Here is a 25,039-nt window from a genome sequence, read left to right as displayed (position 1 = left end):
AGGGGGGTTCGACGAATGACGAGTCCGACCGCGGCCTCGACGTGCCGACCACCGCACCGATGCGCTGATCACTGCACCGACGCGCCGACGGCGGCGCAACGTACATACGCTCGCTCTGCCACCTCCGGACGTGCCATCGACCGTCGTCCACCTCGCTCTCGGCGCGCTCGTCGGGGTTGCGCTCCTCGGCGACGAGCTCGACCGCCGCGCGCTCGCCGTCGTCCTCGTCGCCGCCGCGATTCCCGACCTCGACACGTTCTTCGGGTTCGTCCTGGCGGGTGCGCATCGCTCGCTGCTCCACACGCTGTTGCTGCCGGCGCTTCTGGGCGGTGTGCTCGTCTACGATACGCGCCTCCGTGGACGCTCTCGGCTCCGCGACTGGTTCGGCGGCCGCGGCGTTCGCCTCGGGTGGGCCGCGCTCGGGTCGCTCACGCTCGGCGGCATCTGTCCCGACCTGTTCACGAACGGTATCAACGCGTTCTATCCGCTGTACGACGGCTTCTACTCGATAAACGGCCACCTGTACCTCTCGAATCAGCGGGGCGTCGTGCAGACGTTCGCCGAGTTCGCGCCCGAGGAACCGAGGGCGACGACGGAGACGCGTCACTACCGGACGGGCGTCGACCCCTCCCCCGGCGCGGAACCCGAGAACGTCGAGCGCGTCTTCCCGGTCGTCTCCTCGGGCACGCAGTTGATGCTCGTGCTCGTGAGCGCCGTCGTCGTCGGAACGCGCTTGCGAGAGAACGGACGAAGCCGCCGAAACCACTGACTCGAACCACTGATACCGTCGCTGGTCGACTCCTCGGCATGGAGATTCGACCGTACGCGACCGAGGAGTACAGTGCACTGTGGCGACTGAAACGCGGTTTCGAACTCGGACTCGGCGACGGCACCGGCGGCGACGACAAGCGCGAGAGGTACGAGGCGAAGCTCACCGACGACTACCGCGAGAACTACCGCGAGTGGGTCGGGCGTTGCGTCGAAGAGGACGAACGCGCGATTCACGTCGCCGAGAGCGACGAGGGTGAACTGGTCGGTTACGCGTTCGTCCTCCCGGCGTCGCTGTCGATGATCTGGGACGCCGCCGTGCTCAACGAGATTTACGTCGCCCCCGATCACCGCGGGACGGGCGTCGCCGACGAGTTACTGGAAGCAGCGCTCGACGCGGCGCGGGCGCAGGACCTGCCGCTCGACCGGATGGTGCTCGACGTCGACGGCGAGAACGGGCGGGCGCAGGCGTTCTACGAGCGATTCGGTTTCACTCACTGGGGCGAGATGGTCGCCCGAGAGCTCTGAACCGTTCCGGCGACGACCCCGCCGAGCGTACCGAAGACGGCGGGGTAGACGACGCCGGCGACGAGTACGGCGGCGACGAAGTCCGGTTCGGCTGTCGCCGTCTGACCGACCGGGACGGCGAAGACGAACGCACCGGCGACCGAGAGCGCGAAGTAGCCGAGAAGCACCGCCGCGCCCGCTTTCGCTCCGTCCGCCGCGTCCGTGACGCCGGCCGACCGCGCGACGCCGACGCCCGCGAGCAGGAGCAACACCGGCGGCAGGACGTACAGCACGGACGGGAACGCTTCGACTTCCGCCACGAAGTTGATCGCGCGCGACACGCCGAACAGTCCGGGTATCTGCGTGTCGACGAAGTGGGCGTTGTAGAACACCCAGCCGACGGCTTTCCAGGTGGCCGATTCGCCGGTGAACAGCTCCAGAAGCTGCTGTGCGCCGGAGTCTCGAATCTCCGAACTCGTGAGCGCGTACGTCACCGCGTAGCCGAACGCGTACGCGGCGGCCCCGGCGAGGGCACCCCCCGCAACGGCGAGAGCACCGAACCGGCCGCTGTCCGCCTCTGTCATATCCACTCGGAACTGGCGGGGTCAAAAGTGCTTTCTGGCCACCTGATACGTCGTCAATATGTGTCGTGCGGGAACACATACCGTAGAAAGACACGTTCAAACCTACGCCGCCGTTAAGGGGTGACGATGATTCTTCGAGACGTGCTGTTGTTCGACCGAGGAGAGTCCCGTGAAGGGTCGATCCGCGTCGACGTCGACGCGGGAGAGATACGTGCCGTCGGCGACGCGGAGGCCGACGCCGACGCGGACGAACCGGTCATCTCGCTGCCGGGTCGTACGGTGCTGCCGGGGCTGGTCGACGCGCACGTTCACTTCTCGCTCTCGGGGGAGGTGAGCGTCGAGGAGGTCGTCGGCATGAGCGACGCGGAACTCGCGCTGGTCGAGGCCCGAAACGCCCGAAAGACGCTCGAATCCGGCGTGACGGGCGTCCGCGCGATGGGCGCACGCGACGTCGACACCGTGGTGAAACGCGCCGTCGAAAACGGCGACGTGTCCGGCCCGCGGATGGTCGCAAACTGCCGCTCCATCACCATCACCGGCGGCCACGGCCACCATCTCGGCCGGGAGATAGACGGCCCCGACGACGCCCGGCAGGCGGTCCGCGAGCAGGTCAAACGAGGGGCCGAGTTCATCAAGTTCATGACCACCGGCGGGGTGACGACCCCCGGCAGCGACCCCGACGCGGTGGCGATGACCGACGAGGAACTGCACGCGCTCGTCGACGAGGCGCACCGCCGCGGCGTCCACGCGGCGACGCACGCCCACGGCGGTGAGGGCGTCAAAGCCGCCGTCGAAGCGGGGGTCGACACGGTCGAACACGGCACGTTCCTGGACGACGAGGCCATCGAGATGCTCGTCGCCGAGGACGTGACGCTCGTGCCGACGCTCTCCGCGCCGTACCACATCATCCGCAACACGGAGATGGCGACCGAGGAGAGCGCCAGAAAGACGCGCGACGTGTACGAGCGTCACATCGACTCGTACCGCCGGGCCGTCGAAGCGGGTGTGAAAATCGCCGGCGGCACCGACGCCGGGACGCCGTTCAACGCCCACGGGTCGAACGCGACCGAAATCTCGTTCATGGCCGAGTACGGCATGACCGAGACGGAGGCCATTCGGGCGATGACCGAGACGGCCGCCGACGTAGTCGGGCTGGAGGGGTCGGGGACGCTCGAACCCGGCACCGACGCGGACCTGCTCGTCGTCGACGGCGACCCCACCGACGACGTGACGCGCCTCAACAACCCGGAGGCGGTGCTGAAAGGCGGCGGGGTCGTCGCCGGGTCGCTGCCGCCGGCGGAGTAAGTCGGCAGTCGCGCCGACCGAGCAGATTCAGCCGTCGCCCCATCGCATCGTCGCCGTCCGTTCGCCGGTCGTCGCCTCCCGCCACTGTGTCTGCGTCACTGTGTAGTGCGTCTGGTCGACGACGCTGCCGTCCATCCCGACCGCCGCGTTGCGGAACGTGCCGTCGCGCTGGCCGCCGAATCTGCCGATGTACTTCTCGATGGCGAGCCGTGACTTTTCGTTCTCTGGGTCGTGAGCGACGCGGACGAGTTCGAGGTCCAGACGCTCGAACGCGAGTTCGAGCAGCGCCGCCGCGCGCTCGCCGGAGTAGCCGCGACCCCAGAAGCGCCTGCGGAGCCAGAGACCGAGTTCGGCGCTGCGGCGGTCCCACTGGAGGGTCAAGCCACCGAACCCGGCGAGTTCGCCCGCCCCGTCTTCGCCCTCGCGGAGGCGGACGACGTAGTCGGCCATCTCGTGGTTCTCGCGCTGCTGCCGCCCCCGGCGCAGGAAGTCGAACGTCTCCTTCGGCGTTTCGTGCGGCGACCACGGCAGATACCGAGTGACTTCGCCCATCTCCGGCGACGACGAGCAGATGCGGTACAGTTCGTGTACGTCGACGTAGTCGGGCGTTCTGGGTTCGAGTCGGAGGCGTTCCGTCTCGATGACCGTCGGAAAGAGGTCGCTACTCATCGCTGACGCGTACCTCCGGCGTGTCGACCGTGTCGGGACCGAGGCGCTCCAGACGGAGCCGTTCGGTCTCGACCGTCTCGGGGAACATACTCCGGAGTCACGTCAGAGGACAAAAAGGTTTGCTCGGGTGTGTCAGTCGGTCCCGACGACGCCGGCGAACAGAACGAAACGTAGAACGTCCGCATCGCCCGTCGTTCAACGCTCCGTCTGCGCGCCTCCTTCCGGGCGGGAAACGGGCCGTCGGTTCGACGATTACCGACGGATACGAACGTCGAACGCCGTCGTCACCAACTCTCCTTCCGGCCTCGTCTGGAGGAACAATCGGTACCGCCCGGGCGTCGGAAACCGTGCGTGGAACGCGACGCGGCCGCCCCCAGGCTCCGTCTCCTCCGGGTGAACGTGCAGGTACGCGAGGTCGCCTTCGCGGAGCGCGACGAGGTGACCGAGCGCGCCGAGGTACTCCTCCAGTTTCGAGACGGGGTCGCCGTCACGCCGAACCTCGAACGTCAGCCGACTCGATTCTCGGGCCGCAACCTCGTCGGTGAGCAGTTCGACGTCGTACCCGTCTGCGGTCGCCCGGCGCGAGGAGTCGGGCCGTTCGGCGACCGTTTCGGTTCCTGGTCCCGACGCGAAGAGGTCGAACCCGAGCGTCGTCGGCTGCCCGCCCACAACGATGTCGACGAACGCCCGGTACACTCCCGGGTCGGGAAGTGCAAAGTCGTCGACGCGCCACGTGCCGTCCGACTTCAGTTCCGGGTGGAGATGCTGGAACCGAGTCAGATCCCGCCCGACGACGACGAGGTGGCTCCGCTCGCCGTGCGCCTCCTCGAAGTCGGTGACGACCGCCCCGTCGTCGTCGACGATGCGGAACGTCCACCCGGCGCTCGTTCCCGGGGTGAAGCGGGTCTCTGCGGGGTCGAGTCGAACTCCGTTCGCCGCGACGGCCAACCCGCCCGGCGCGGCGTGTCCGTTCGGTGCGTATCCTCGGACGGGTTCGGTCGTCTCCGGCGACGATTCGCCGTGGTCGTGTGTCGAGTGGTCCTCCATGTGGGGGTAGTCCAGAGAGGATGCCATACCGCTTCGTACTCCCGCACGACACAGTCGGGCCGTCGAACCGTTCGAGGCCGAAACGCCGTCGCCGGGGGAAAGTGAGACGCGCTGGCCGACGCTCCGGAACCACTAAACGCGGCACTCGCCTCTGTCCGAGTAATGGATTGGACGGAGCATGATGTTGAAATACCCGGGTAGTATCCCGATGTACGGGTGTAAAAGTCGTCTCTCCTAGCACCAAATCTGGGGCGCTCGGCTCGCGCGCGCCGTTCCCGCAGAGATTCACGGCTAGTGTTGCCGTTACTTCTTCGAAAGTCGGTCGACGGCAATGCACTCGCTGCGAAGAGGATTTCTGGTTGGTCACCTAGTTGATGCTCGTGTAATCAAGTTGGTGTTCCATTCAGTCTCAGGCTAACATACCAGAATAGATATGTGAAAGAATCTTCTCGTGGAGACTATGCAAGACGTTGTAGAACACATCTGGTCAAACTACCTAGAGGGTACTGGACCGTGTGAGGAATGCCCCAATCGCGACCAAAACCACCGGTGGCGACCATTCTATGGTGGCGGATCGAAAGATGCTGACTTGGCTTTTATCGCAATCACTCCTGGAGGAAATCGAAAGGTTCAGTCAGTTGAGCCAGACGCCGCCAAGAACCGACCAGAACGCCACATAGACCTAGACAATTGGAATGTGGATCGCAGTCGGAAGATGTTTTCTCGATTCCTCATTCCTGTGCTTGAATCGGTCCCTCAGTACAATTCAAACGTTAAACAGGCCCTCAACGAAGAGATATACTATACGAACGGGAAGAAATGCGCTGACATCAAAGCACCTGCTGATGATGACACATTTGGTTCTAAGGGGAAGTTGGCCGCTTACAATAACGCACAAGCGTACAACACGTGTCATCAGTACCTCAAGCCCGAACTTGAATTCGTCAATCCCAAAGTGATTGTTACTGCCGGAAAACGACCTTGGAAAGCACTTTGCAACGTGTTCTCAGAAAGCTCATCAGGCAATTTCGGGAAAGAATTTGCACTAAAACCACGCAAGATTGGCGAATACACTGTTATCCCATCGTATCACTGGAACCGATTGGGTTCCAACTACAAACACGTCGACATGGAGTTGCAAGGAGAGAACCACTATATAGAGGAGCTAGGGCGGATAATCAGCGAGCAACTCGACCAGCATGGCATCGTCGGCCCTACCCCGGAATAGGTGTGTCGTGAGCTATTCATCGATGGTCGCATCAAGCTCTGCTTCGAGGTGTCGTGGTCTGGGTCGAATTCGTTGGCGAGTCCGTGAACCAGTTCGTGCTGGTCTTCGAGGCCGATGTCGTCATCGGACCCTTTTGACATGCGCATCCACGCGAGCGCCTTACTCATTGTTTTCCCGTTCGTGGAACTCAACTTCCCATTGAGAAAAACCGTGAATCCGCGATAGCTCTCCGGGAAGTAGTTTTAGTGAACACGCACCGCACATCAAGGTCTACATCTCTGCTCCACGTGCGCGGCAATCAGCTACGAATTAAGATGTAGGACACAACTCAGTCAGTGTGGCGTCTGTCTCGTACTTTTCCAAGAATTTCCCGTTTCCGTCGTGCACCGTCACTTCGATTGTGATTTCGGCTTGCCACCCGTCTTCTGTCTCTGAGACTAATACGTTGACCCAGTCAGGAGGGCTTGGGTGCTCCTTCTGGACGATATCGCCAACAACCAGTACGTAGTATCCGTCGTCGAACTGTTCCTTCTCGGCAACATCTCCATGGTGGGTTCCGTATTCATCAACGCCGATTGTAACGTTTTGATCCAGGTTGAGCTCCGGTATGATTTGAGCGACGAACTCCGGGTGGATACTCTTGGCGTCCTTGGTAAGTATGAGGCTTTCCTCACAACGAGCACAGAAACGGACACCCTGGCGAGTCTGTTCTACGAATTTGCAGTCACGTGATCTCTCCCAGGTTGAACCACATTCTGGACACTGCATACGATACCGCACCGGTTCAGGTTCCTTTTCTGAACTCGTAGCAATCAGGTTCTTTAAATCCGATGTCATCTGACTCTATAGCGGCATTAGTCTCTTAAAACGATTTGGGGAATAACGAAGTCAGGATATAACCTTCGATACAGTCCACGTCATGGGCCTTAGCGAAAGACGCTGCTACCAAGAGAGCATTCTAGTACGCCAGCCACGGCGCGCGGTCAGTATCAATGTCAAAAAACTTGCTGAGTTGGAGTTACCCGTCCGTCAGTGGAGCGGTTTTATCCAGCTATCGTCCTCATAGTAGGCCGCCCCCGAACTGTTTTCGTGCGTTCGGGTAGGTCCGGATTGATTTGTCGGGGTCACCATTCCAGTCGAAGGGCACGTCGTGGATGTCAAGCAAGGTGGACAACCGTTCTTTTTCTGAGTATTGTCTGACAAGCCGTTAAATACGGAGGTAGGCTTCTGTAAACCACATTATGCCCTCCCCGAGCGCCAAATCATCAGCATCTGCTGATTCAGGGTCGATACAGTTTGCCTCTGCATTCAGTTCAACAGAACAATACAATGTTATTTCTCCCGCAGTGTCCACATCTCGTCGTGAGTTCCTCCCACCACTACTCAAGGACCTGCTTCCATGGATGACAAAAGCCGTGAAAGAAGTCTCATTTCGCCATGATTCTAGACTTTTGAGAGTACAAAGACCAGGTATGGTTGATGTTATTCTCAACGAGGAGTACGATGTTACTGCCCTCGGAGGGTGGTATGCTTTTGCAGTGACCTCGTTCACTCTGAAATTCGGCGATCTTTGTCCTGAGGAGTGGCCAGCGCCAGAGAAGAATGACACACTTGCGAATCTAATACGAATCGGTACTGGGACTGATGAATCCAGTAGCAGCTTTGATGAACTCGCACCGGGGCCCATTCGATTGTTGCAGATCTGCTCAGAGACGCCCTCAATAGCACTCTCTCTCGACGAGTCTCGATGGCGGGGCGAACGCCGGTCCCAACGCAAAGAGGCTCTCCGAACGTTCTCCCTCCTCGCAACAGTATGTGATATTGATCTCGTTGTCGCACCAACGCTGGAGCAATTCATTCGAGATCGGCATCCGACCTGGTGTGAGGAGCACCTTACTCAGAACAACAATACAGTCGAGCATAGTAACACCGCCCCTTTGTCGGATCCAGAGGAGGTAGATCCCCAGAAGGTCTATGACCGTCTTCGAGAATTCGCTCCTGGCGACGGCAAACTCCAGTTACTCGGTGCGATACCCTCCGAAGAGGGGGAGTATATCGAACTCCGTGATTTGAAGAATGATAGTAGAGTCGAATTGAGCGATGGTACGATTGACCGCTACTACCGCGAGCTTGAACGTGATCACGGTTTCATCGCAGTTGAATCGCTCGATGGCCTCCGTAACTCCGTTACACTAACTCCAGAAGGACGCTATGCACAAAGCTTCCTGACCACCGACTTGCGGGTCCGTCACCCCCAGCAAGCACGGTTGGACCACCACCTTACCAGACCCCCTCAATCGAATACAGGTATAGTGTGTGGGACCGGTCGACCGCATCCTACTATGGAGGGTCGACCCTACGAGGATAGTCTCGATGGCAAACGCACTATTTCTCAGGGTCCCCAACCGAGCGAGCTATCGCCAGATGAGTGTTGGCTTAGTGAGCAAGACCTCGTGAATCGACTCGCTGTTGGCACCCACGCGCGTGGTGTGACCCTCGTGAATGATCGCATTACGGAGTTTGACGATGGACGCGAAACTCACCTTGGGTTCTCTGGCGGGGAGGTTCACGTGGTCGTCCAATGGGGAGGCCCCATACCCACCCTTGTGCGTATTGCAACTACCTTACTAAGCACTCGGGCATTCGATGAGATTATAACTCCCTCTCGTGTCGACCCACTCCTCACAAGTTCCACCGCCGTCGACACCTTACGACTTGAACGTCAGATGGGTTGGATCTCTGACGCCGACTACGACCATATCCAGGCCCGGTACGGACGTGTTGGTGATGCCTTACTTCAACGTCTATGGTACCGCGATAGAGACCCTGATACCTGGGCGTGGATTTGTTCAGAAGCACACGGACTATTAGCCTCGGCAACGAGCCTCTATGATGCCGCTAACCTTGACGTTACTATTCACATCCGTGTCCCCGACACTGACCAACTCACACGTGACGACCGACGGTACCAGCGCTTCATCGATTTCGTGAAAACGACGGTGCCGAAGAACGCTGTGTACCGAGGGAACTCAGCCCATAGGATGTTACTTGAGAGAGATGGTGACAAACTTAGTTTCCGATTTCCTGTCGACATTGATGCAAACGACCAGGATGCAGAACTCACAACCAATTGGGTTATTATTGGTCCCGGAGCCACCGGCTTTGAGGACGATCTCGCAGATGCACTCCAATCGGTCCCAATTCGAGAACAAATTGCTACTGGTGTCGAGAGGGGTATTCGAATCCCCATCGAGATTTGCCGCGCGAATACAATCAGTGGCTTGCGGAGAACTGTAGAGTCGACGCTTCGTCGAACCAACCGGTGCCTATCTGATGAACTCACACTTGAGTCCGTGATTCGACTCTATCTGCATGCTTTTGCCGACGTTTTACACTCCACACTCACGTGTTCTCCCTTTGATATTGCTGAAGCGTTACTCGCCGCTGACCGTCTTGCACCGTCACGTAAGCCACTTACAACGGAATACTTGATTCAGGGAATTGGAGCTACTTCACCGAAGAAAATCTATCCGTGGCTATCGCCAGCAGCTCGGAAGATGATGAAGACCCTCTTTGAGGCTGATGAACCCATAAAACGGTCCGAAATCCTTGCTGCATCTGGTATCTCTGACTCATCGTACGACCGCCACCGAGGACAGCTCGCGAATGCAGGTCTGCTGGTAGAGCCGAAGACCCATTACTACGAGGCATGTGTCCCTGGTCAGTGGCCTAGGAGGTATGTCCAATCGCTCACTCAAACACCGAGCAAGGGGCAGACTCTGATTATGTATCAGCACCTTCTCTCAGCCCAAATACAGGCGCACCAGATGAGCCAATACATACGGTCCACACCAACGAGAACTGTGGTTATTGGGTGAAAGATGCTGACTGAGTATTAGTGTAGAAGAACTCTGGACGAACCTTCTTCAATTCGTTAGCTAGAAATTCGTATGTTGCAACATCAGAGACGAAGTCAAGTTCAGCGTCACTTTCGCTCACCGCCATATGAATCCGTTCGCGTATACCACGAACAGAGTCGGATGATGTTAAGGCTAAAGTCCGTGGTAGAGGACGGGGAAGGGTGAGAAGGCCTAATTCACGAAGTGTATTCATGATTCGGACGAGCACATCACGGTTCGGAGCAACCCAAATAGTTGGCCCAGGCTGATATGCGAGTTTAGTTGCTTCGTCGCGTAGTCGGGAGTATGCAGGTACTGTTGTTTCAACTTCGGCACTTGCCAAAATATCGCCACTATCAGCGTCCCGTGTCAGCAAATCATAGACCACACCCATCTCTGGGGCATATGTATCAAGTGTGTAGGTAACATCGACCTCTGGTTCTATCACATGCTTTGCGTAAAGGCATGTTAGAGCAACACCAATACTATGAACTACCGACTCATTGAGGTCACCAATTCCTTCCCCGACCTTTGCAGTATCTAGTAAGTCTCGGGCTTCGCTCGTCAAATTCCAGAATTCTCGATGATAGATCCTCTGCCGTGGTTTGCCGTCAACTCGAGGCCGTTCTAAGAGCCCTCGATCTTGGAGAGATTCAAAGTCGACACCACTCTTCTTTCGCAACCATGTGTGTCCCTCAAGCAAGTGATGCACTTGACCATGGTAGGTAGTTGTCCAGTCGGGTGTCTCTAGTGTCGCCATTCTCTCTAACACGTCATGTTCCGCCTTACTGAGCCTGTAGAGTTCGCGGAGATGCTTTTTTCGGACGTTCCACAGCCCTACTTGGGCGTCTTGCTCAATTTTCCGTAGGAGGGTTAGTTCGTGTTGATTGGGCTTATCGAAGTTGTTTCTGTGATTAGCCATGCTGTAAATTGCGTGCTAGAAATGTATAAATTCATTGTAGAATAGTTGGTTTTAGACCATACAGCAGGGGCGAAGCTTACGAGATAATTCAGCGAGATACAGCACCAGCTACCCAAGCTGTAAGTGCCAAACTCTAATCATACAGCTTGTCAAGTAACGGGTGTTTGTGCTGGAAGTACCTCTCAAAGAGGTTTTGTCACGTTGTGTCGGCAATTGTTGTAGACATATATACTCGGACGACGAGAACGTTTTCGGTTTGACAGATTTCCTCTCAGGGTGGGCCTCGCACTGGTGATTCTCGTTCGATGGTGCCATCGTCGATACGTTGCAGTAGCTCTTCCATCGACAGAGCGGAAGGTTGGGGTAGCGTCTGCTGACCACCCTTAGTGTATCGGCTGATGTAAAGCTCCTTGCGTCGCGGTTTGCGGATTATCGAAACTCGCTCGTCATCGAATCTAAAGTCACCGTGACAGTACCAATCCTTGTATCGATCATACGTTGGGATGTAAATCTCAGATCGCGCCAACCACGGCGGTTCATACGCAAAATCGTCCCACGTAATCGGGGATCCAAGTGAAAGCTCACCGTCAGAGAGTGCTGCAACACCTAGTGATGGTGGAGACGATAGATACTCACTCAGTAGATTCTCGGTAGTTCGTCGATTCTCTATTGCATCAACCGTGAATACCCAATAGACAGAGTGTCCATAGACGAGATGGTCTCTGGTCGCTTGGAATCGGTCCTTGTTCGATGCCGGCGTTTCAATTTCGATTGCAAAGCGTCGAGGAAAGTCCGGTGGCGAATCCGAAAGGCAACACCGGATGTCAGCGATTCGTTCTCCCGTTTTTCGCTCCGTCTCAATCTCGCCAACAAGCTCTGGATTGGACCGTAGAATGCTGACAATTGCTGCTTTGATAGCCCAGTGATGGTGTGACTCGTTCTTTCGTTCTACTAGCGGGTCTAGGTTAACCGTCGGGTGGATATCGACCCATTCAGTCATTTCAAGTCTATAATCAGCCACAGGATATAGCTAGACTCACACAAAACAGTACTCTATCACGTTTTGGGGAAGCCTAGCCGTACTTAGCACAAACACAAACTAGTAGGTATATCTGCTACTGATGAGTCTGTTAAGGCGAGGAGGGGGTAATGACTGGTGCTGGTCCTTGGCTTTATTCTAGTCCCTTGAGCAGATGCAGATAGAGATTCACGATGCATCTGCTCAAGCACCTCATAAGTGTACTCAGACCCTCGAACCACACTTCTTCGGCTACTACTCCATCAGTATCCCCGTCCGAAGCCTACGCACTTCTGGCGAACGAACGTCGTCGGGTCATTATCGCCTATCTGGCGGACATGGACATGTCGACCACAGATGCTGGAGAAATTGCGGACTATCTTTCGTCGATCGGTGATGATCGTACACCGGCCTACATATCGTGCATACAAGTGCAACTCCCTCGGATGGCTAAAGCTGGCCTCATCGATTACGACGAACGTCAGAAGACAGTACGTCCACTTGCCCCGCTTGATACTGTCTACGAAGTCGATAATTTCGTCGAACACATCCTTCGTTAGTTCCTGCTGACTTTACGTCGATTCGTCGAACCTGTAGAGCACGTTATCGATGATTGTAGAGTTATCGAGGGTGCGCCGGTCCAATCCCGTTTCGTTTACGACTCGATGTTTTGATTGGCCATCATCGATACGCTGGAGTGCTGCTCGGTAAGCAAGGAGATTCTCGAGATTAACGTGGGGCACCGTCACCCCTTCTGTTTTCTTGTCGAGAGAGAATCCGCTGGGAGACGCAATATGCGGACGCCATTCACGGAAATGCATAGCCCAACCGTGAATGTCGATACACTCATCGATTACTTGGTCCAAGAATTGGATGTCGTGCGTTGGCTACTTTGTCTGATGTTTATCAATAAAAACCGCACTACCAACTACTGATAAGTAGACGCGTGCATGTAGCTACTATATGCGCGAAATCGGCCCTCGACAACTCTCGACAATCCTTCTCGCTGCCGCAATGAGTACTGTCGGTGTCGCCGGGATCTCTGGGCACCTTGACCCCACACCGCAGTTTGGGGTGGTGTTGTTCGTCGTCGCGATATCACTCGCATTCAGCGCAGGTCGGACGTCGACCGAACTCTGGCGATGAGTTACAGCGGCGATGGGAGTTCTCCCCATCGTCTTCAACGGTTATTGTCAGGCTAGTAATCGCGTATTCCGTTGGATTCGCTACTTGGGAGAGATTCAGGCGGCGGGTCACGGTGCTTTATGTTTGGAGCGTAATTCCCGGTGCGAACGCAGTGAAGTTGATGCCGGATTATTTCTTCGAATATCCTCCAATAAAATCGCCTATAAACTCGTTTAAATTACTTGCCATCTCGCACCCCCTTCATCAACAAAATGGACCCGTAATCGCGATCTACGTTCGCACCATAGAAATGTATGTATGGGGAATTTTATACTCTATTTTAGCGCTACTAGTGATTTTTCTACAGGATCGCCACGTATACTTGAATAGTATCGGGCCTCTAGACTGGATTTATAAAATTCGCTGATTTGTGTCGTTACATTGTCTGATGGTATCAAAGAGCCAAAATGGTGAAATCGTCTTTGAATGTTATTAACTCCGGTTAGCGGTTCTTTATCCTCTCTGAAAGGCGAACAGGCGTATATATTATAAGCTAATAGAGTAATACTAAATTGTGGTTAATAAGAAATCCAAAATTCAGGCCAAAATTTTCTCGTGAGCTTTCTCACGGTCGGGCAAAACTATGAGTAAGAAATATCTCCTGTAAAGGAATAGTTCCCATGGGTCTGATTACCAAATAGCAAAGCGCCCAAAATTCTCGCAAAAATTTTCAGTGGAGTTCGTGCGGCCCCAGTTACTAAGAAGACTGTAAAAGGTTAGTTGATAGATAACTCATAGCAGGCTATACGGACACGAATTACATCAGCCAACATCCGGCAAAATATTCTGTTAGGTGAAGAACTATTGCAGAGCCACCGACATCTAATACCCGTGTATCCACCACCAGCAACTCGGAATAAGGAGTCTACGCTCACCGTCGTCCGATGCGCACCGGACGAGGTCGAGAAGACGGTCCGCGAAGCCCATGAGAGCATCAATGGCTTACCAATTGGTGTCAGTCGATACCCCAGTGGGGTTGAGACTCTCACACAAGCAGTCCAGGGCTCGGCGATGTCACTCCCTGCCTGGTGTCGAAACCTTCTGGCGTCCCAACGGAGCGAACTCCAAGTGTTAGGTCAGGAAGAAGCAAACGCTCTGCGGTGCAAGCTAATCGAGTCTCACGCGCAGGATAGCTGGCACTCAGGTGTACTCGCCAATGCCTACCGGAAAGACCCGAACGGAGTAATCAAGGAGGTCAACAAGGTTCTCCAACAAGCACTTTGGCGAGACCTTGACTTGATAGCCAAACCGTCACCTCTAAACCAAATCGGAAGAGTCGCTCAGGACTATATCCAGCGTTGCCAGACGCACGGGTATATGCCGCCTGACCGGGTTATTCCTTGGACAATAGATTTGCTCCGTGACGCAGAGTCATTAGCCCTGCGCCCACTCGTTATGACCCAAGGTGAGGAGTTCGTGCCGATGGACGAACGCTTGGTGAGGGCTTTGGCCGAACACACGTCTGTAACTGTCATACTCACCTCAAACGTGGCCATCCGCCGACCTTACACCGAACCTGGAGGCGCCAGTGCTATCGCGGCATCCTTGACGGAGTGTGGTGTTAAGTGAGTAAAACTTACGAGGTAGGCGCATGGCTCCGCCGTGGTCTCCCTAAAGCCGACTCGGTGGTGAGCGAATGTGACGTTATACTCCATCGCGTTGGCAATTTAAAGGCCCAAGCAACAGCTGTCGGGTCGGTCATCAGACAGGCATCTTCTGACAAGTCGATTGCCATCGTACTGAAAGACGAATCAGGTGATTTCGGTACTCTTATCGATGCTTTGAGAGCGGTGGGTATCAATGTGGCCGTAGAGGTGCCGACAGCATCACGCACGAACCCGGTTCGTTTAGAGCTCCAGCTTCTAGTAGGAGCCGCAGTAGGCGACACCGAAAGGACCATCCGAGTCTTCGAGCGATTCCGGCAGACGGTGGTTGATACTCAGCAATTGATTCAGGATGTTCGTCAGGCCGACTCTCTCGTAACGGGGCTAGAAACCTACTGGACGACAGCGAATGTTCTGGAGCGTCTTCTGGGTGAAGCCGACTCCTCCGTCTTTGTGGAATCGACGGGGACCCCAGAGCAACAAGCGGCTATCGAACACTATGCGCGTGCATTGTCGGTCGCCTCCTTCATGGATAACGACGACCTCTTCGAGGGGGCCTGGGAAGAATTTGACAATCAGTTAGACGCCCTCGGCGACGATGACTGGGGTCAACGTTATCAACTCGACGGAGTTCAGAACGACGGAGTGACACTGACCTCCATCATGCAACTGGACCGGGACTACGACGTTATCTGCGTCATGGACGTCTCCATGGACTCCTTCGACGACTCTCCCGAGCCCACGAAGCTCTTCCCACCGGGGTCGCCGGGCTGGCAAGCTCACCCGACAATGACCGCTCCGACCAAAGCGGCCATCAGGGAGACATTCGGCCACGCCCCTCAACGGAGCAACCTCCGCAGCCAGTATTGGTTAGCGCTGCATGCCAGACAGCTGGGAACGGCCATTGACAGAGCCACCGCCGAAGTCCATCTCTTCGCGCCCGACGACGAGAGCGACGCCATGCCCTCAACGCTGGTAAGTGCCATCGAAGACGCCCTGCCTGTGACGACTGCCGTTCACAATGATATCGCCACAGCTAGAGAAATTCGAGAGACTATCGAAGAGGGAGATTACGACGTTTCGGAGTTGCGAGCACTCTGTATAGAGCTCCGTAACAGCGTCGAAACGGCGCCCTCAGAGATAAAAGACAACGTACGCCAAGAACTCACTGAGGCACTGGCAACACTATCGAGGGAGTCGGTGATAGAACAGCAGCCAAGCGAGGACAATAGTCATGAGTGAATCACCCTCAACGGACGACGCGGAGTACAGTCGAAGGGTCTACGAGTATGAGATCTCGCATATCCCCATACCTCAGCGGGCTCCCCGTAAGGTAGACAACAAAACCATCAAGATAGAGAGCCCGGCAGGCGCTGGAAAATCGACGTCCATCGTGCTTGCAGTAGACTACCACGTGCAGCAGGGAATCTCCCCAGACTCGATGCTCGTAGTGGCGTTCAACGTCTCAGTTCCGGCAGACCTACGTGCCGAATTCGCCACACAGCTACCCGAGGTAGTTCCGGATTTAACTATCCAAACACTGCACAAGCAGGCCCGCGAGAAACTAGATATTGGCGGGGCAGCAGCCTCGACGGTCGATCTACCGATAGACTTCGACATTGCGGACGAAGCCAAGCAAGCTGCCATCGCGGTCCAAGCGTGTGAGGAGATCGACGTCGACATCGGCTCCCAGCGGTTATTGAGCGTTGTAAACGCATTAAAGTCAGCCGGTATCAGGGTAGACCCCGTCTCGCTCAACGAGCTGGATACTAGCCGCCTGCCTGTCGACGACCCCGTAATCGATGCGGCGGAGTTAGAACTCTCAGAGTCGCTGGCCGACCGCCTTGACGGGTTCCTCGAACAGATGTCAGACATCGTCGAGACGGAAATCGTGCCTGGTGGCACGAGCCGGGAAGACAAAATGGCGGTCCTGAATGGACTCGAAAAGCTGCGGACTCATACCAACGCGCTCGCCGAGTCGTTTCGACCCAGTAGTCGGACTGAGGCCCTCGTGACACGGAACTTGATAACCTTGCGAGCGACCTGCGAAGCCATGGTGTCATACACCTACGACAACTGGCCTGAGCAGCCGACCGATCCTGTGGCAACTGCTGCTGTCCCAGCAGCGATGCTTGACGCCGACAGTCCGACAGAGTATCTGAACACCGACCTAGAATCGGCGCCTACCTCATTCCCTGTTGGTGAAGAGTTTAGAAACTTCGCCTCAGAGGCCTTGGAGCTAACGAATTGGGTAGCCGCATATCAAGCCTACGAGTCAGTACGTGCCGAGGCAGGCTTGGCTGATTTCCAGGACTTGACCTATTACGCAGCGGTGGCAGTCGCACAGAATCCAGAGTCGTTTCAGGGGAGCTACGACATCGTGTTCGTGGACGAGGCCCAAGATATCAATCTTCTAGAGTTTTGGTTGGTGTCGCTATTGGGCGAGGACAGGGTCGTCTTTATCGGTGATTCCGCCCAGACGGTTAACGAATTCCGCGGCGGCGACCGGGACCTCTTCGAACGCGGTATCGAACAGGGTTTCCAGAAGATCCATACGGACTGTCTAGATACGAATTACCGTTCTCGCGCCAAAATCGTCGAGTTCAGCGACCGATTTCGCGGTCTCATCGACGGTGAGGACTCCCGCGATACGTTGGCCTACCGTACAGAGAATAGCCAGACAAACAATGAGGCGGAGACTGATAAATGACTGAATTCGACATGACAGACGCTCAGATTGCAGTTATCGACAGCAGTAATTACAGGTCTTTCGAGACCCCCTTCCAACATGCAGTATGTGATCTCCTGACAGGAGAGGCCGCTGGGGTGTCGACGCCCGTCTCTCCGGAGGACATACTAGTGGTTGTCCGAACGAACGACCGTGCTAAGGATTGCCTAGAGGCGCTCCTCAGTCTCGGTATTCCCGCCTATCGAGTAGGCGATAGGGGTCTCAAAGGTACCGTCGGCGGCGCTGTGCTGGACCTTCTGGAACTGGCGACGGCCCTCCGCAGACACGATGAGCCAGTCGGGTGCTTAGAGGAGGACTCGGCCATCCGTATCAAGGACTGCAACGCCTCGCACATCACGAACAGCAACAGTATCGACGACCAAGCAGCTGGCATCGCTAATATCTTGACCGTACTATACGGTATCCCCAAAGATCCTACGAATGCTATTCGGGATGGGACACTGGACAGCATGAAACGACCCTATGAGTATATCAAAGAGGACATCGCGACGGGTCAAGCGATACTGCCGGATTCGGCCATTGACATGGATCCGATGGATGTCCGCAAACGCGTGACCGCGTTTCTCGCCGACGTGGAAACGATTGCCTCCGAGGCAGCCCACCAATCACTGGTAGGGGCATCGGGTCGAACGGTAGAGTACCTGGGACTAGATAGCATCTCAACCGAGATACCGAGTCTAAATGCACTTCAGCAAGCGACCGAGTTGACTGGGGTCGACGATAATGCTGCACAGTGTTCGGTGACAGCCATCAGAAATGTCCGAACCTTTGCGACTGTGCCGGCGTCGCAGGTCGGTGTCCGCATCTCCACGATACACAAGGCCAAGGGTAGTGAGGCACCGGTAGTCGTCATGCCAGATCTGACTTCGGCTGATTGGCCAGTATGGCATTCCAAGGAACAACTTGAACACGTCGCTCGGGGACTCCGGCGTTTCACTGACACTGCTGAGCAGAGCGTGGCCGCTCGCCGAATCAATAACCAGCGCCGCTTGGCTTATGTAGGCATCACCCGCCCCCGTGATCTGCTGGTTATGATTGGACACTCGACAGGTTCGACAGCCCCATCCCAGTTGCTCCCAGACGTGGACCCGTATCTGAACGACGCTTTGGAGACGTCCACAGCCTCCGCCGATTTCGATATTTGGACTGAACTTCAGTCGGTGTTGCCCTCCGGGACAAAGACCTGGCAGCCGCCGGACAGTGAACCATCGGACCTAAGCGTCCGTGGAGAGGGAGTCTCGACCGAGACGGAAGCGCTTATTGCCACCATTCAGGAGACACGGACTGCCGCCGAGACTACCGATCCAGAGGTTGACGTGACCGCGCTGGATCGTACGCGGAGTAAGCCGCGGAGTCTAGACCGTAGCTACTCGTTCACGGCTGTCAGCGCCGGTGCAAACTGCGAACGTCGGGCTTTGTTAGAGGGTGTACTTGAGGCACCGGGCATCGACGATTCGTCGTCGAGCTCAACAGCTACTGACGGGCCCTCGCCCCGGACTGTCGGAATCCTGACTCACGCAGTCGCAGAACATGAGTGGCCTCAAAGTCAGGACTTGGCTGATTGGTTGGATCGCCTCGATGCAGTGGCAACCAGTCACAAGCACCAAGATACAGAGACTATTGAGGCGGTCGAGCAGCGGATTCGGATATTGTTCGACATGGACGGGAACGAATGGCCCGTTGTCGCAACAGAAGTCCCCTTCAAGGTAGTTCTCGGTGGCCGAGAAATCGTCGGTTCCATCGATGCCGTGGAAAGGACGTCAGAGGGCATACGCCCTATTGACCTAAAGACCGGAGCAAAGGAGCCAGATCACCTGCAATTGGCCATCTACCAACTGGCCCTTTGCAAGGACGAAACACTCCAACAACGCTGGCCTGATGCGACGGTGTTACCAGGTGAGTTCCTACAAGTTCATCCCGACAACGTAGGTGTCAGCACCTACGAGCGTGCCAGTAGGGGCGAGTCCTTGGCCAAGACGTCGGCTACCCACGCACGCCCGTACGTCGAGACTCTTGCAACCGTCTCTTTCGACAATTACACGCCGGGCGATCACTGTGCGGGCTGCCCGTACAGCTACCTCGGCTGTGGGCCTGTGACGGACGAGGGCGGTGATCAGCTATGACTGGGACCCACCCTAACCGACGGGAGCAAACATCCTTTCGAGACTTGGACCTTCCTGCCGTCATCGACACTAGTCGGACGGATTTCGTCTCAGAACTGTATGTCCCCCTGTTAGAACGGACGGCAGAGTATAAACGGGGGGTAGGCTACTTCACCAGTGGGTGGTTGCGAGAAAACGCAGCCGGTATGACAACACTCGCCAAGCATGGCGGTAAGGCTAAGATCATCACTAGCCCGCAACTCAGCGAGTCCGATTGGCAGGCCATCAAAACCGGCTCACAGGCTCAGCAGGACCAAATACTCCGAAACAGACTAAAGGACCAGGTTACAGATCTACACCAATGCCTCTCCGAGGACACTAAGAACGCGCTCGGCTGGCTCATTGCTGACGGGATCATTAAGATCCGCTTTGCGGTCCCAACTAATCGCCTCGACGGTGAGTTCCATGACAAATGGGCAATATTCGAGTCGGCGACAGGCGATAGGGTCGCTGTCCACGGCTCACAGAACGATTCCGAACGTGGATTCCGCAACTACGAATCATATGATGTGTTCGCAGACTGGATTGACGATCGCGAGACCCAACGAGTTATGCAACACGACCGGCGGTTCGAGCGACTTTGGAATGATGAGGACGACAACGTCAGCATCTACTCCATACCAGACGCTGTCTACGAGGAGATTATCTCGCTACGAACCACCACTCAGCGACCATACACACTTCCAGATATGAACACACCGGATATCGAACTTAGAGACTACCAGCAAGAGGCGGTCGATGCTTGGAAGACTAACGGCTACCACGGGCTCTTTCGAATGGCCACTGGGACTGGCAAAACATACACTGCTCTAGGCGCAATGCATGAGTTCATTGAGGATCGGACCGACCCGTTGCTCATCGTGGTGAGCGTTCCCTACACGCATCTCGCGACACAATGGGAAGAGTCACTTGAGGAGTGGGGCTATTCGCGCAGCAAGCATGTCTACGGGAGCGCCAACCGCAACTGGAAGCAGGACCTTTCGAAGGCCATTGATGACCTCACAATCGGGATTAGAGATTGCGAAATCGTCCTGACGACCCATACCTCGATGAGTCACGACTACTTCATCGAACAGACCAAGCAGGCACCCTGCGAGGCGTTACTCATCGCCGATGAAGTCCATGGTCTAGGTTCTGAAAATCGACGAAAGGGGCTCCACCGAGGGTACAACTTCCGACTGGGCCTCTCGGCGACGCCTGAACGCCAGTACGACGAGACCGGCACAGAGTACCTCTTAGAGTACTTCGGCGATATTATCTATGAATTTCCGCTGAAAGACGCCATTCCGGAGTACCTAGTGCCTTACAACTACTACCCGGTCATCGTCGAACTAACCGAGGAAGAGCTGGCGATATATCGAAACATCTCTCGGAAGATTGCCACAGAATTCTCCAAAGAAGATCCAGACCAAGAGCTACTGGAACGACTGATGCTCAAGCGAGCACGTATGGTCAAGGCTGCCAATAACAAGATTCCGCAACTCCGGCGCATCATTCGCGATATAGCTGAGCATGAACGAGACCACCTGTTAGTCTACACGAACCCCCAGCAGTTCGATTACGTCCAGGACGTGCTCAACGAGGAAGGCATTATACAACATCGGTTCACTGCTGAAGAGGAGACCGAGGAACGAGCCGAGTTGTTGAAGAGCTTTGCCGATGGCCGATACGACGCTCTGGTAGCGATGAAATGCCTAGACGAAGGAGTCAACGTTCCCTCTACTCAGCGGGCGATTCTGATGTCCAACAGTAACAATCCCATGCAGTTCGTCCAGCGCCGCGGGCGAGTCCTCCGTCGGGCCGATGAATTCGGAAAGGACTACGCAGACATCTATGACATCATTGTTGTGCCAAGTCTGAAACCTGATCGGACGCTCATCAAATCTGAAAAAGGACTACTCCGTAAGGAACTCAGACGCTTTGAGGAGTTTGCAGGACTCGCCAAAAACGCAGTCCAAGCACGTAACCGTATTGAACCACTTCGAACTCAGTATGAATTATAAAATTACGGGACAGAGCATCACGCGAACGAGAACTCTGTCCGTTCCGTCTACGAACAAAAGATACCACATCACCTTATGACAATGGAAAAAGAAGACGTCAATCGACGAATTACCGCCGAAGTCGACAAGATAGGCGACGGTGACCTTCGTGAGTTCATCCAGGAAGCCCTGGCGTTCGAACGCTCGAAGATGGACCGCGACCAGCCACACTTCAAAAGCACTTACCGCAAACTGCTGAAGCAGTACGCTCCCAACCCCGAAGAGGGGGATTCCAAATGAGCTTGGAAATCCACGAAATTCGAATCAAGAACTACCGCCAGTACGCTGGCGAACAGGCTATCGATCTATCCTGTCCCGAACACAGCCGTATCAACATCCTCGAAGGACAAAACGGGGCGGGCAAATCCAATCTACTCAATGCGGTGACACTGTGCTTCTACGGTAAAGAAGAGCACAACGGAGATTCCGAAGAGGAGCAGCTTCCCTACGTCTCCCAGCCAAAGCTGAGTGAATTAGAGCCAGGCGAATCCGCTTCGGGCTTCGTCGAGATTACATTAGGATACGATAACCCAAAGTACCGGTTCCGCCGCGACTTCGAGACATACAAACGGGACGATGGCGGGTTTGAGGACGTTAGAGACGACCTCACACTCCAGCGTTACGACAACCGAAACTGGGTCACCGAGAATAACCCCAACACGTACCTCACCCAGATCCTGCCCGGAAACGTCTCTGACTATTTCCTCTTTGATGGTGAGGACCTCGAGGGATTCTTCTCGGAGGGTTACCCGACAGATGTCAAGGACGCAATCTTAGATGTCTCACACACCCAGCTCCTGAACCGATCGGTCGACCATCTGAAGAAAACCAAAAGTGATCTTCAGAACGACGCCGAAGATGCCGAGGGTGAGGTCGGTGAGCTACAGGACGAAATCGAGGCACTAGAAGCCGAGATTGAGGAGACCAAAGAGGAAAAAAGCCTGAAGGAGCGTGACCTTGAGGAAACAGAGCAGAACATCCGAAACGTCCGTAACAAGATGGCGGATATCAGCAACGAAGAGGTCCGTCGCCGCTACAAGGAGCGTGATGACCTCCGTGAGGATATCGAAGCCAAAGAAAAGCGAGTCCTACGCCTTCAAAAGGAGGTTACCGAGCTCATGTTGGAGGCCGGGCCAACCGTGTACGCCCACAGAGCGCTGCACTATGCCAAGGAAGAATTCTCCGAGAAAGAGAGCAAAGGAGAACTTCCTCCCAAAATACGGCGATGGTTTATCGACGAACTTATCGAGGAAGGTGAATGCATGTGTGGGCAGCCCCTAGACCCTGAGTGGGCAGAGTCCGAGGAAGAACGCAACGAGATCGAGGCCCACAGGCAACGCCTACAGAACCTCCGAGATGAAATTCCAGAGGCTACTGAGGAAGGGATGGAGGGCAAGACGCGTATCCCTTCAATCATCGACGCCGCCAAGGATAAGGTCAAGCAAATTCGTTCGAGGCGCCAGCTCATCGCCGAGTTGGAAGACGAAATCGACAGTGACCAGCAGCGGGTCAAGGACATTTCCTCAGAACTTCAGGCGTACGAGCTACCTGACGATGACGTTGATGTCGGCTCCTTGGAAGACCAACTCGAGCGCTTAGAGGATACGCGCGACAACCTGAATGGTGAAATTGCGATTCTAGAAAACGAAATTGCAGAAATTGAAAGCGAACTTGAGCAGAAAGATAAGGGGCTCAAGCGCGAACTCGACAAACACGATCGCTACCGCGGATTAGTTGCCCAAATAGAGTTCACTGAAGAGGCCGTCGACGAACTCGAACATATCAAAGCCGACATCCTGGCCGAGATCCGCCAGGAGACTGAGGAGAATCTCGAGGATTACTTCAATACTCTGATTTGGAAGAATGAGGAATACGACCTTGTATTGAACGACGACTATTCCATCGAAGTCTTGGACCCTCACGGCGACAACAAGATCGGGTCGCTATCCGCAGGGGAGACTCAGGTCCTGGCGCTGTCATTCATGGCGGCTCTCTCGCAAATCTCCGGGTTCGATGCTCCAGTCATCATCGACACGCCATTGGGACGTATTTCTAGTGAGCCCCGCAAGCGCATTGCTGAGAATCTCCCACAGTACCTAGATAACACACAGATTACATTCCTCATGACCGATGAAGAGTACACCGACAGCGTCAGATCACTTTTGATTAGTAGCGTTGCAAATGAATACCTGCTTAATTACAAGAACCAGACAACCGAGGTGATTCCCCGTGAATGACCAAACCAGTGCACCCCGAGACATCATCATCGACAACTCTGTTGCAGACACCTTTGAGGCATTGACGACCGAGTCTGATTCGGCCTTCAAGGGTATGACCCGCAAAGATCTTTTTGTGCTGGCAGCGGCCATCGGCTTCGACCAAGGCCTCCAGCAGAAGATTGAATCACGTCACGCCTTAGCGAATTTATCGTCGCTGTCGGATGACCAACGCTGGGTCCTCAAGGCTATTGCTATCAAGAAATCCAACCACATCGACATCCTTGACAATAAACGCGAAATCTACAAAATCGCTGGCGAATTCGCTACAGGTGGAGTCGCGTATCTAGACGACCTTCGCACGAGCCCCGAGAACATGTGGAGTCACCTCTCGACAGATATTATACGACTCTCACAAGACATCTTCGACGATGACCTGTAAGCTACGGACGTAGTGCCTAGCGAGGACTATAGAACCCTGATGACGGGTCTGAAGGATTAATGGCTAAAATCGGGCTCAGAATATACTCGAAAAGCGTCTTGACCTTCCGCGGTTGCGATGTAAATCTCGCCATTAACCTGATTTACGAAACCCAGGCTTCGAAGCCAGTTCAGCTTCCATTTCACACGGTCATAATCGTGGTCCAAGGCATTTTCGAGCGTCTCAATTTCAACCTGGCCGCGACAGAGGTATCCCAATATCTCCTCAACGGCAGTGACTTTCGATTTCAGTATATTGTACACCACGTCCGCTGACTCGGTGGCTCGCAATCGCCGACCAGCTGCGCCAAGCGTGAACACACCGTCTTCTTCAGCTATAAACCGCAACGACTGGAGGAACTGCAACCGGCGATGAATTGAATAATCGCTGGAAACGTTGGAGAAGGAAGTCTTGAACCATTGAATCAACTTCTGCTCTTCAGGCGACGCCATCTCAACGAATTCCAAGACACGTTTTAGCGTCTCTAGGTAGGCATCTCCACCCCCGAAGAGCGGCATCGCGACTTCAATCTTCTCGCCCGTTTCTTTAGGCTTGGAAGCGTTTGACATGACCTGAGAGTCACGATACTGACATCATAAACATGTTGATTAACATATTCCTGTCTTGCAAATCTACAGACTCATGTACGCAGA

The 25,039-nt window shown here is 55.4% G+C and carries 19 protein-coding genes; 13 read left to right on the top strand and 6 right to left on the bottom strand.

Annotated elements, in window-relative coordinates:
- Positions 1–130 precede the first annotated feature (130 nt).
- Complete coding sequence (locus LAQ73_RS12110) at positions 131–769, top strand: metal-dependent hydrolase (protein ID WP_224268538.1); 639 nt, start codon at positions 131–133, stop codon at positions 767–769.
- 38 nt (positions 770–807) lie between these two features.
- Entirely contained in the window at positions 808–1,296 is a 489-nt protein-coding gene (locus tag LAQ73_RS12105) for a GNAT family N-acetyltransferase (protein WP_224268537.1), read from the top strand.
- Here LAQ73_RS12105 and LAQ73_RS12100 read toward each other — a convergent pair.
- Entirely contained in the window at positions 1,263–1,859 is a 597-nt protein-coding gene (locus tag LAQ73_RS12100) for a DUF7978 family protein (protein WP_224268536.1), read from the bottom strand. The two genes, LAQ73_RS12105 and LAQ73_RS12100, sit on opposite strands and share 34 nt — an antisense overlap.
- Positions 1,860–1,985: 126 nt before the next feature.
- Between LAQ73_RS12100 and LAQ73_RS12095 the strand changes: the two genes are divergently transcribed.
- Positions 1,986–3,164 carry a metal-dependent hydrolase family protein gene (locus tag LAQ73_RS12095; RefSeq protein WP_224268535.1) on the top strand — a complete coding sequence of 393 codons (1,179 nt, stop codon included), beginning with the start codon at positions 1,986–1,988 and terminating at the stop codon, positions 3,162–3,164.
- Positions 3,165–3,191: 27 nt separating this feature from the next.
- On the opposite strand, the gene LAQ73_RS12090 is transcribed toward LAQ73_RS12095, so the two are convergent.
- Both LAQ73_RS12090 and LAQ73_RS12085 read right to left on the bottom strand, forming a co-directional pair.
- Entirely contained in the window at positions 3,192–3,833 is a 642-nt protein-coding gene (locus LAQ73_RS12090) for a GNAT family N-acetyltransferase (protein ID WP_224268534.1), read from the bottom strand.
- 252 nt (positions 3,834–4,085) lie between these two features.
- The gene (locus LAQ73_RS12085; RefSeq protein WP_224268533.1) at positions 4,086–4,907 is read right to left on the bottom strand and encodes a FixH family protein; all 822 of its coding nucleotides are present in this window, start codon (positions 4,905–4,907) and stop codon (positions 4,086–4,088) included.
- 433 nt (positions 4,908–5,340) lie between these two features.
- Here LAQ73_RS12085 and LAQ73_RS12080 point away from each other — a divergent pair, with 433 nt between their 5' ends.
- A complete protein-coding gene (locus LAQ73_RS12080; RefSeq protein WP_224268532.1) occupies positions 5,341–6,108 on the top strand; it encodes a uracil-DNA glycosylase family protein in 768 nt (255 codons plus the stop codon).
- A 309-nt stretch (positions 6,109–6,417) separates the two neighbouring features.
- Here the strand turns inward: LAQ73_RS12080 and LAQ73_RS12075 are convergent, their stop codons facing one another.
- A complete protein-coding gene (locus tag LAQ73_RS12075) occupies positions 6,418–6,945 on the bottom strand; it encodes a type II toxin-antitoxin system MqsA family antitoxin (protein ID WP_224268531.1) in 528 nt (175 codons plus the stop codon).
- A gap of 404 nt (positions 6,946–7,349) precedes the next feature.
- Between LAQ73_RS12075 and LAQ73_RS12070 the strand changes: the two genes are divergently transcribed.
- Positions 7,350–9,986 (top strand): hypothetical protein, encoded by a 2,637-nt coding sequence (locus tag LAQ73_RS12070; RefSeq protein WP_224268530.1) that lies wholly within the window; start codon positions 7,350–7,352, stop codon positions 9,984–9,986.
- Here LAQ73_RS12070 and LAQ73_RS12065 read toward each other — a convergent pair.
- Positions 9,976–10,929 (bottom strand): hypothetical protein, encoded by a 954-nt coding sequence (locus tag LAQ73_RS12065; RefSeq protein WP_224268529.1) that lies wholly within the window; start codon positions 10,927–10,929, stop codon positions 9,976–9,978. The two genes, LAQ73_RS12070 and LAQ73_RS12065, sit on opposite strands and share 11 nt — an antisense overlap.
- A 1,212-nt stretch (positions 10,930–12,141) precedes the next feature.
- Here LAQ73_RS12065 and LAQ73_RS12060 point away from each other — a divergent pair.
- The 8 genes from LAQ73_RS12060 (at position 12,142) to LAQ73_RS12025 (ending at position 24,347) form a co-directional block, all read left to right on the top strand.
- Positions 12,142–12,507 carry a DUF7344 domain-containing protein gene (locus LAQ73_RS12060; RefSeq protein WP_224268528.1) on the top strand — a complete coding sequence of 122 codons (366 nt, stop codon included), beginning with the start codon at positions 12,142–12,144 and terminating at the stop codon, positions 12,505–12,507.
- Between the two features lie 2,190 nt (positions 12,508–14,697).
- On the top strand, positions 14,698–15,978 hold the full coding sequence (locus LAQ73_RS12055; RefSeq protein ID WP_224268527.1) for a hypothetical protein: 1,281 nt from the start codon (positions 14,698–14,700) through the stop codon (positions 15,976–15,978).
- Positions 15,971–17,446: a UvrD-helicase domain-containing protein gene (locus tag LAQ73_RS12050; protein ID WP_224268526.1), complete on the top strand. Its 1,476-nt coding sequence runs from the start codon at positions 15,971–15,973 to the stop codon at positions 17,444–17,446. The genes LAQ73_RS12055 and LAQ73_RS12050 overlap by 8 nt, the downstream gene beginning before the upstream one ends.
- The gene (locus LAQ73_RS12045; RefSeq protein WP_224268525.1) at positions 17,443–19,608 is read left to right on the top strand and encodes a PD-(D/E)XK nuclease family protein; all 2,166 of its coding nucleotides are present in this window, start codon (positions 17,443–17,445) and stop codon (positions 19,606–19,608) included. The genes LAQ73_RS12050 and LAQ73_RS12045 overlap by 4 nt, the downstream gene beginning before the upstream one ends.
- Positions 19,609–19,793: 185 nt before the next feature.
- Positions 19,794–21,650, top strand: coding sequence for a DEAD/DEAH box helicase family protein (locus LAQ73_RS12040; protein WP_224268524.1), 1,857 nt, complete (start codon positions 19,794–19,796; stop codon positions 21,648–21,650).
- 81 nt (positions 21,651–21,731) lie between these two features.
- Entirely contained in the window at positions 21,732–21,929 is a 198-nt protein-coding gene (locus LAQ73_RS12035) for a hypothetical protein (protein WP_224268523.1), read from the top strand.
- Complete coding sequence (locus LAQ73_RS12030) at positions 21,926–23,926, top strand: AAA family ATPase (protein ID WP_224268522.1); 2,001 nt, start codon at positions 21,926–21,928, stop codon at positions 23,924–23,926. Before LAQ73_RS12035 ends, LAQ73_RS12030 begins: the two co-directional genes overlap by 4 nt.
- Positions 23,919–24,347 carry a hypothetical protein gene (locus LAQ73_RS12025; protein WP_224268521.1) on the top strand — a complete coding sequence of 143 codons (429 nt, stop codon included), beginning with the start codon at positions 23,919–23,921 and terminating at the stop codon, positions 24,345–24,347. The genes LAQ73_RS12030 and LAQ73_RS12025 overlap by 8 nt, the downstream gene beginning before the upstream one ends.
- Before the next feature lie 56 nt (positions 24,348–24,403).
- On the opposite strand, the gene LAQ73_RS12020 is transcribed toward LAQ73_RS12025, so the two are convergent.
- Positions 24,404–24,955 carry a hypothetical protein gene (locus tag LAQ73_RS12020; RefSeq protein WP_224268520.1) on the bottom strand — a complete coding sequence of 184 codons (552 nt, stop codon included), beginning with the start codon at positions 24,953–24,955 and terminating at the stop codon, positions 24,404–24,406.
- Positions 24,956–25,039: the final 84 nt, after the last annotated feature.

Origin of the sequence: Haloprofundus salinisoli (assembly GCF_020097815.1) — an archaeon.
GTDB classification, from domain to species: Archaea; Halobacteriota; Halobacteria; order Halobacteriales; family Haloferacaceae; genus Haloprofundus; species Haloprofundus salinisoli.
This window is presented reverse-complemented; position numbering and strand designations above follow the sequence as displayed.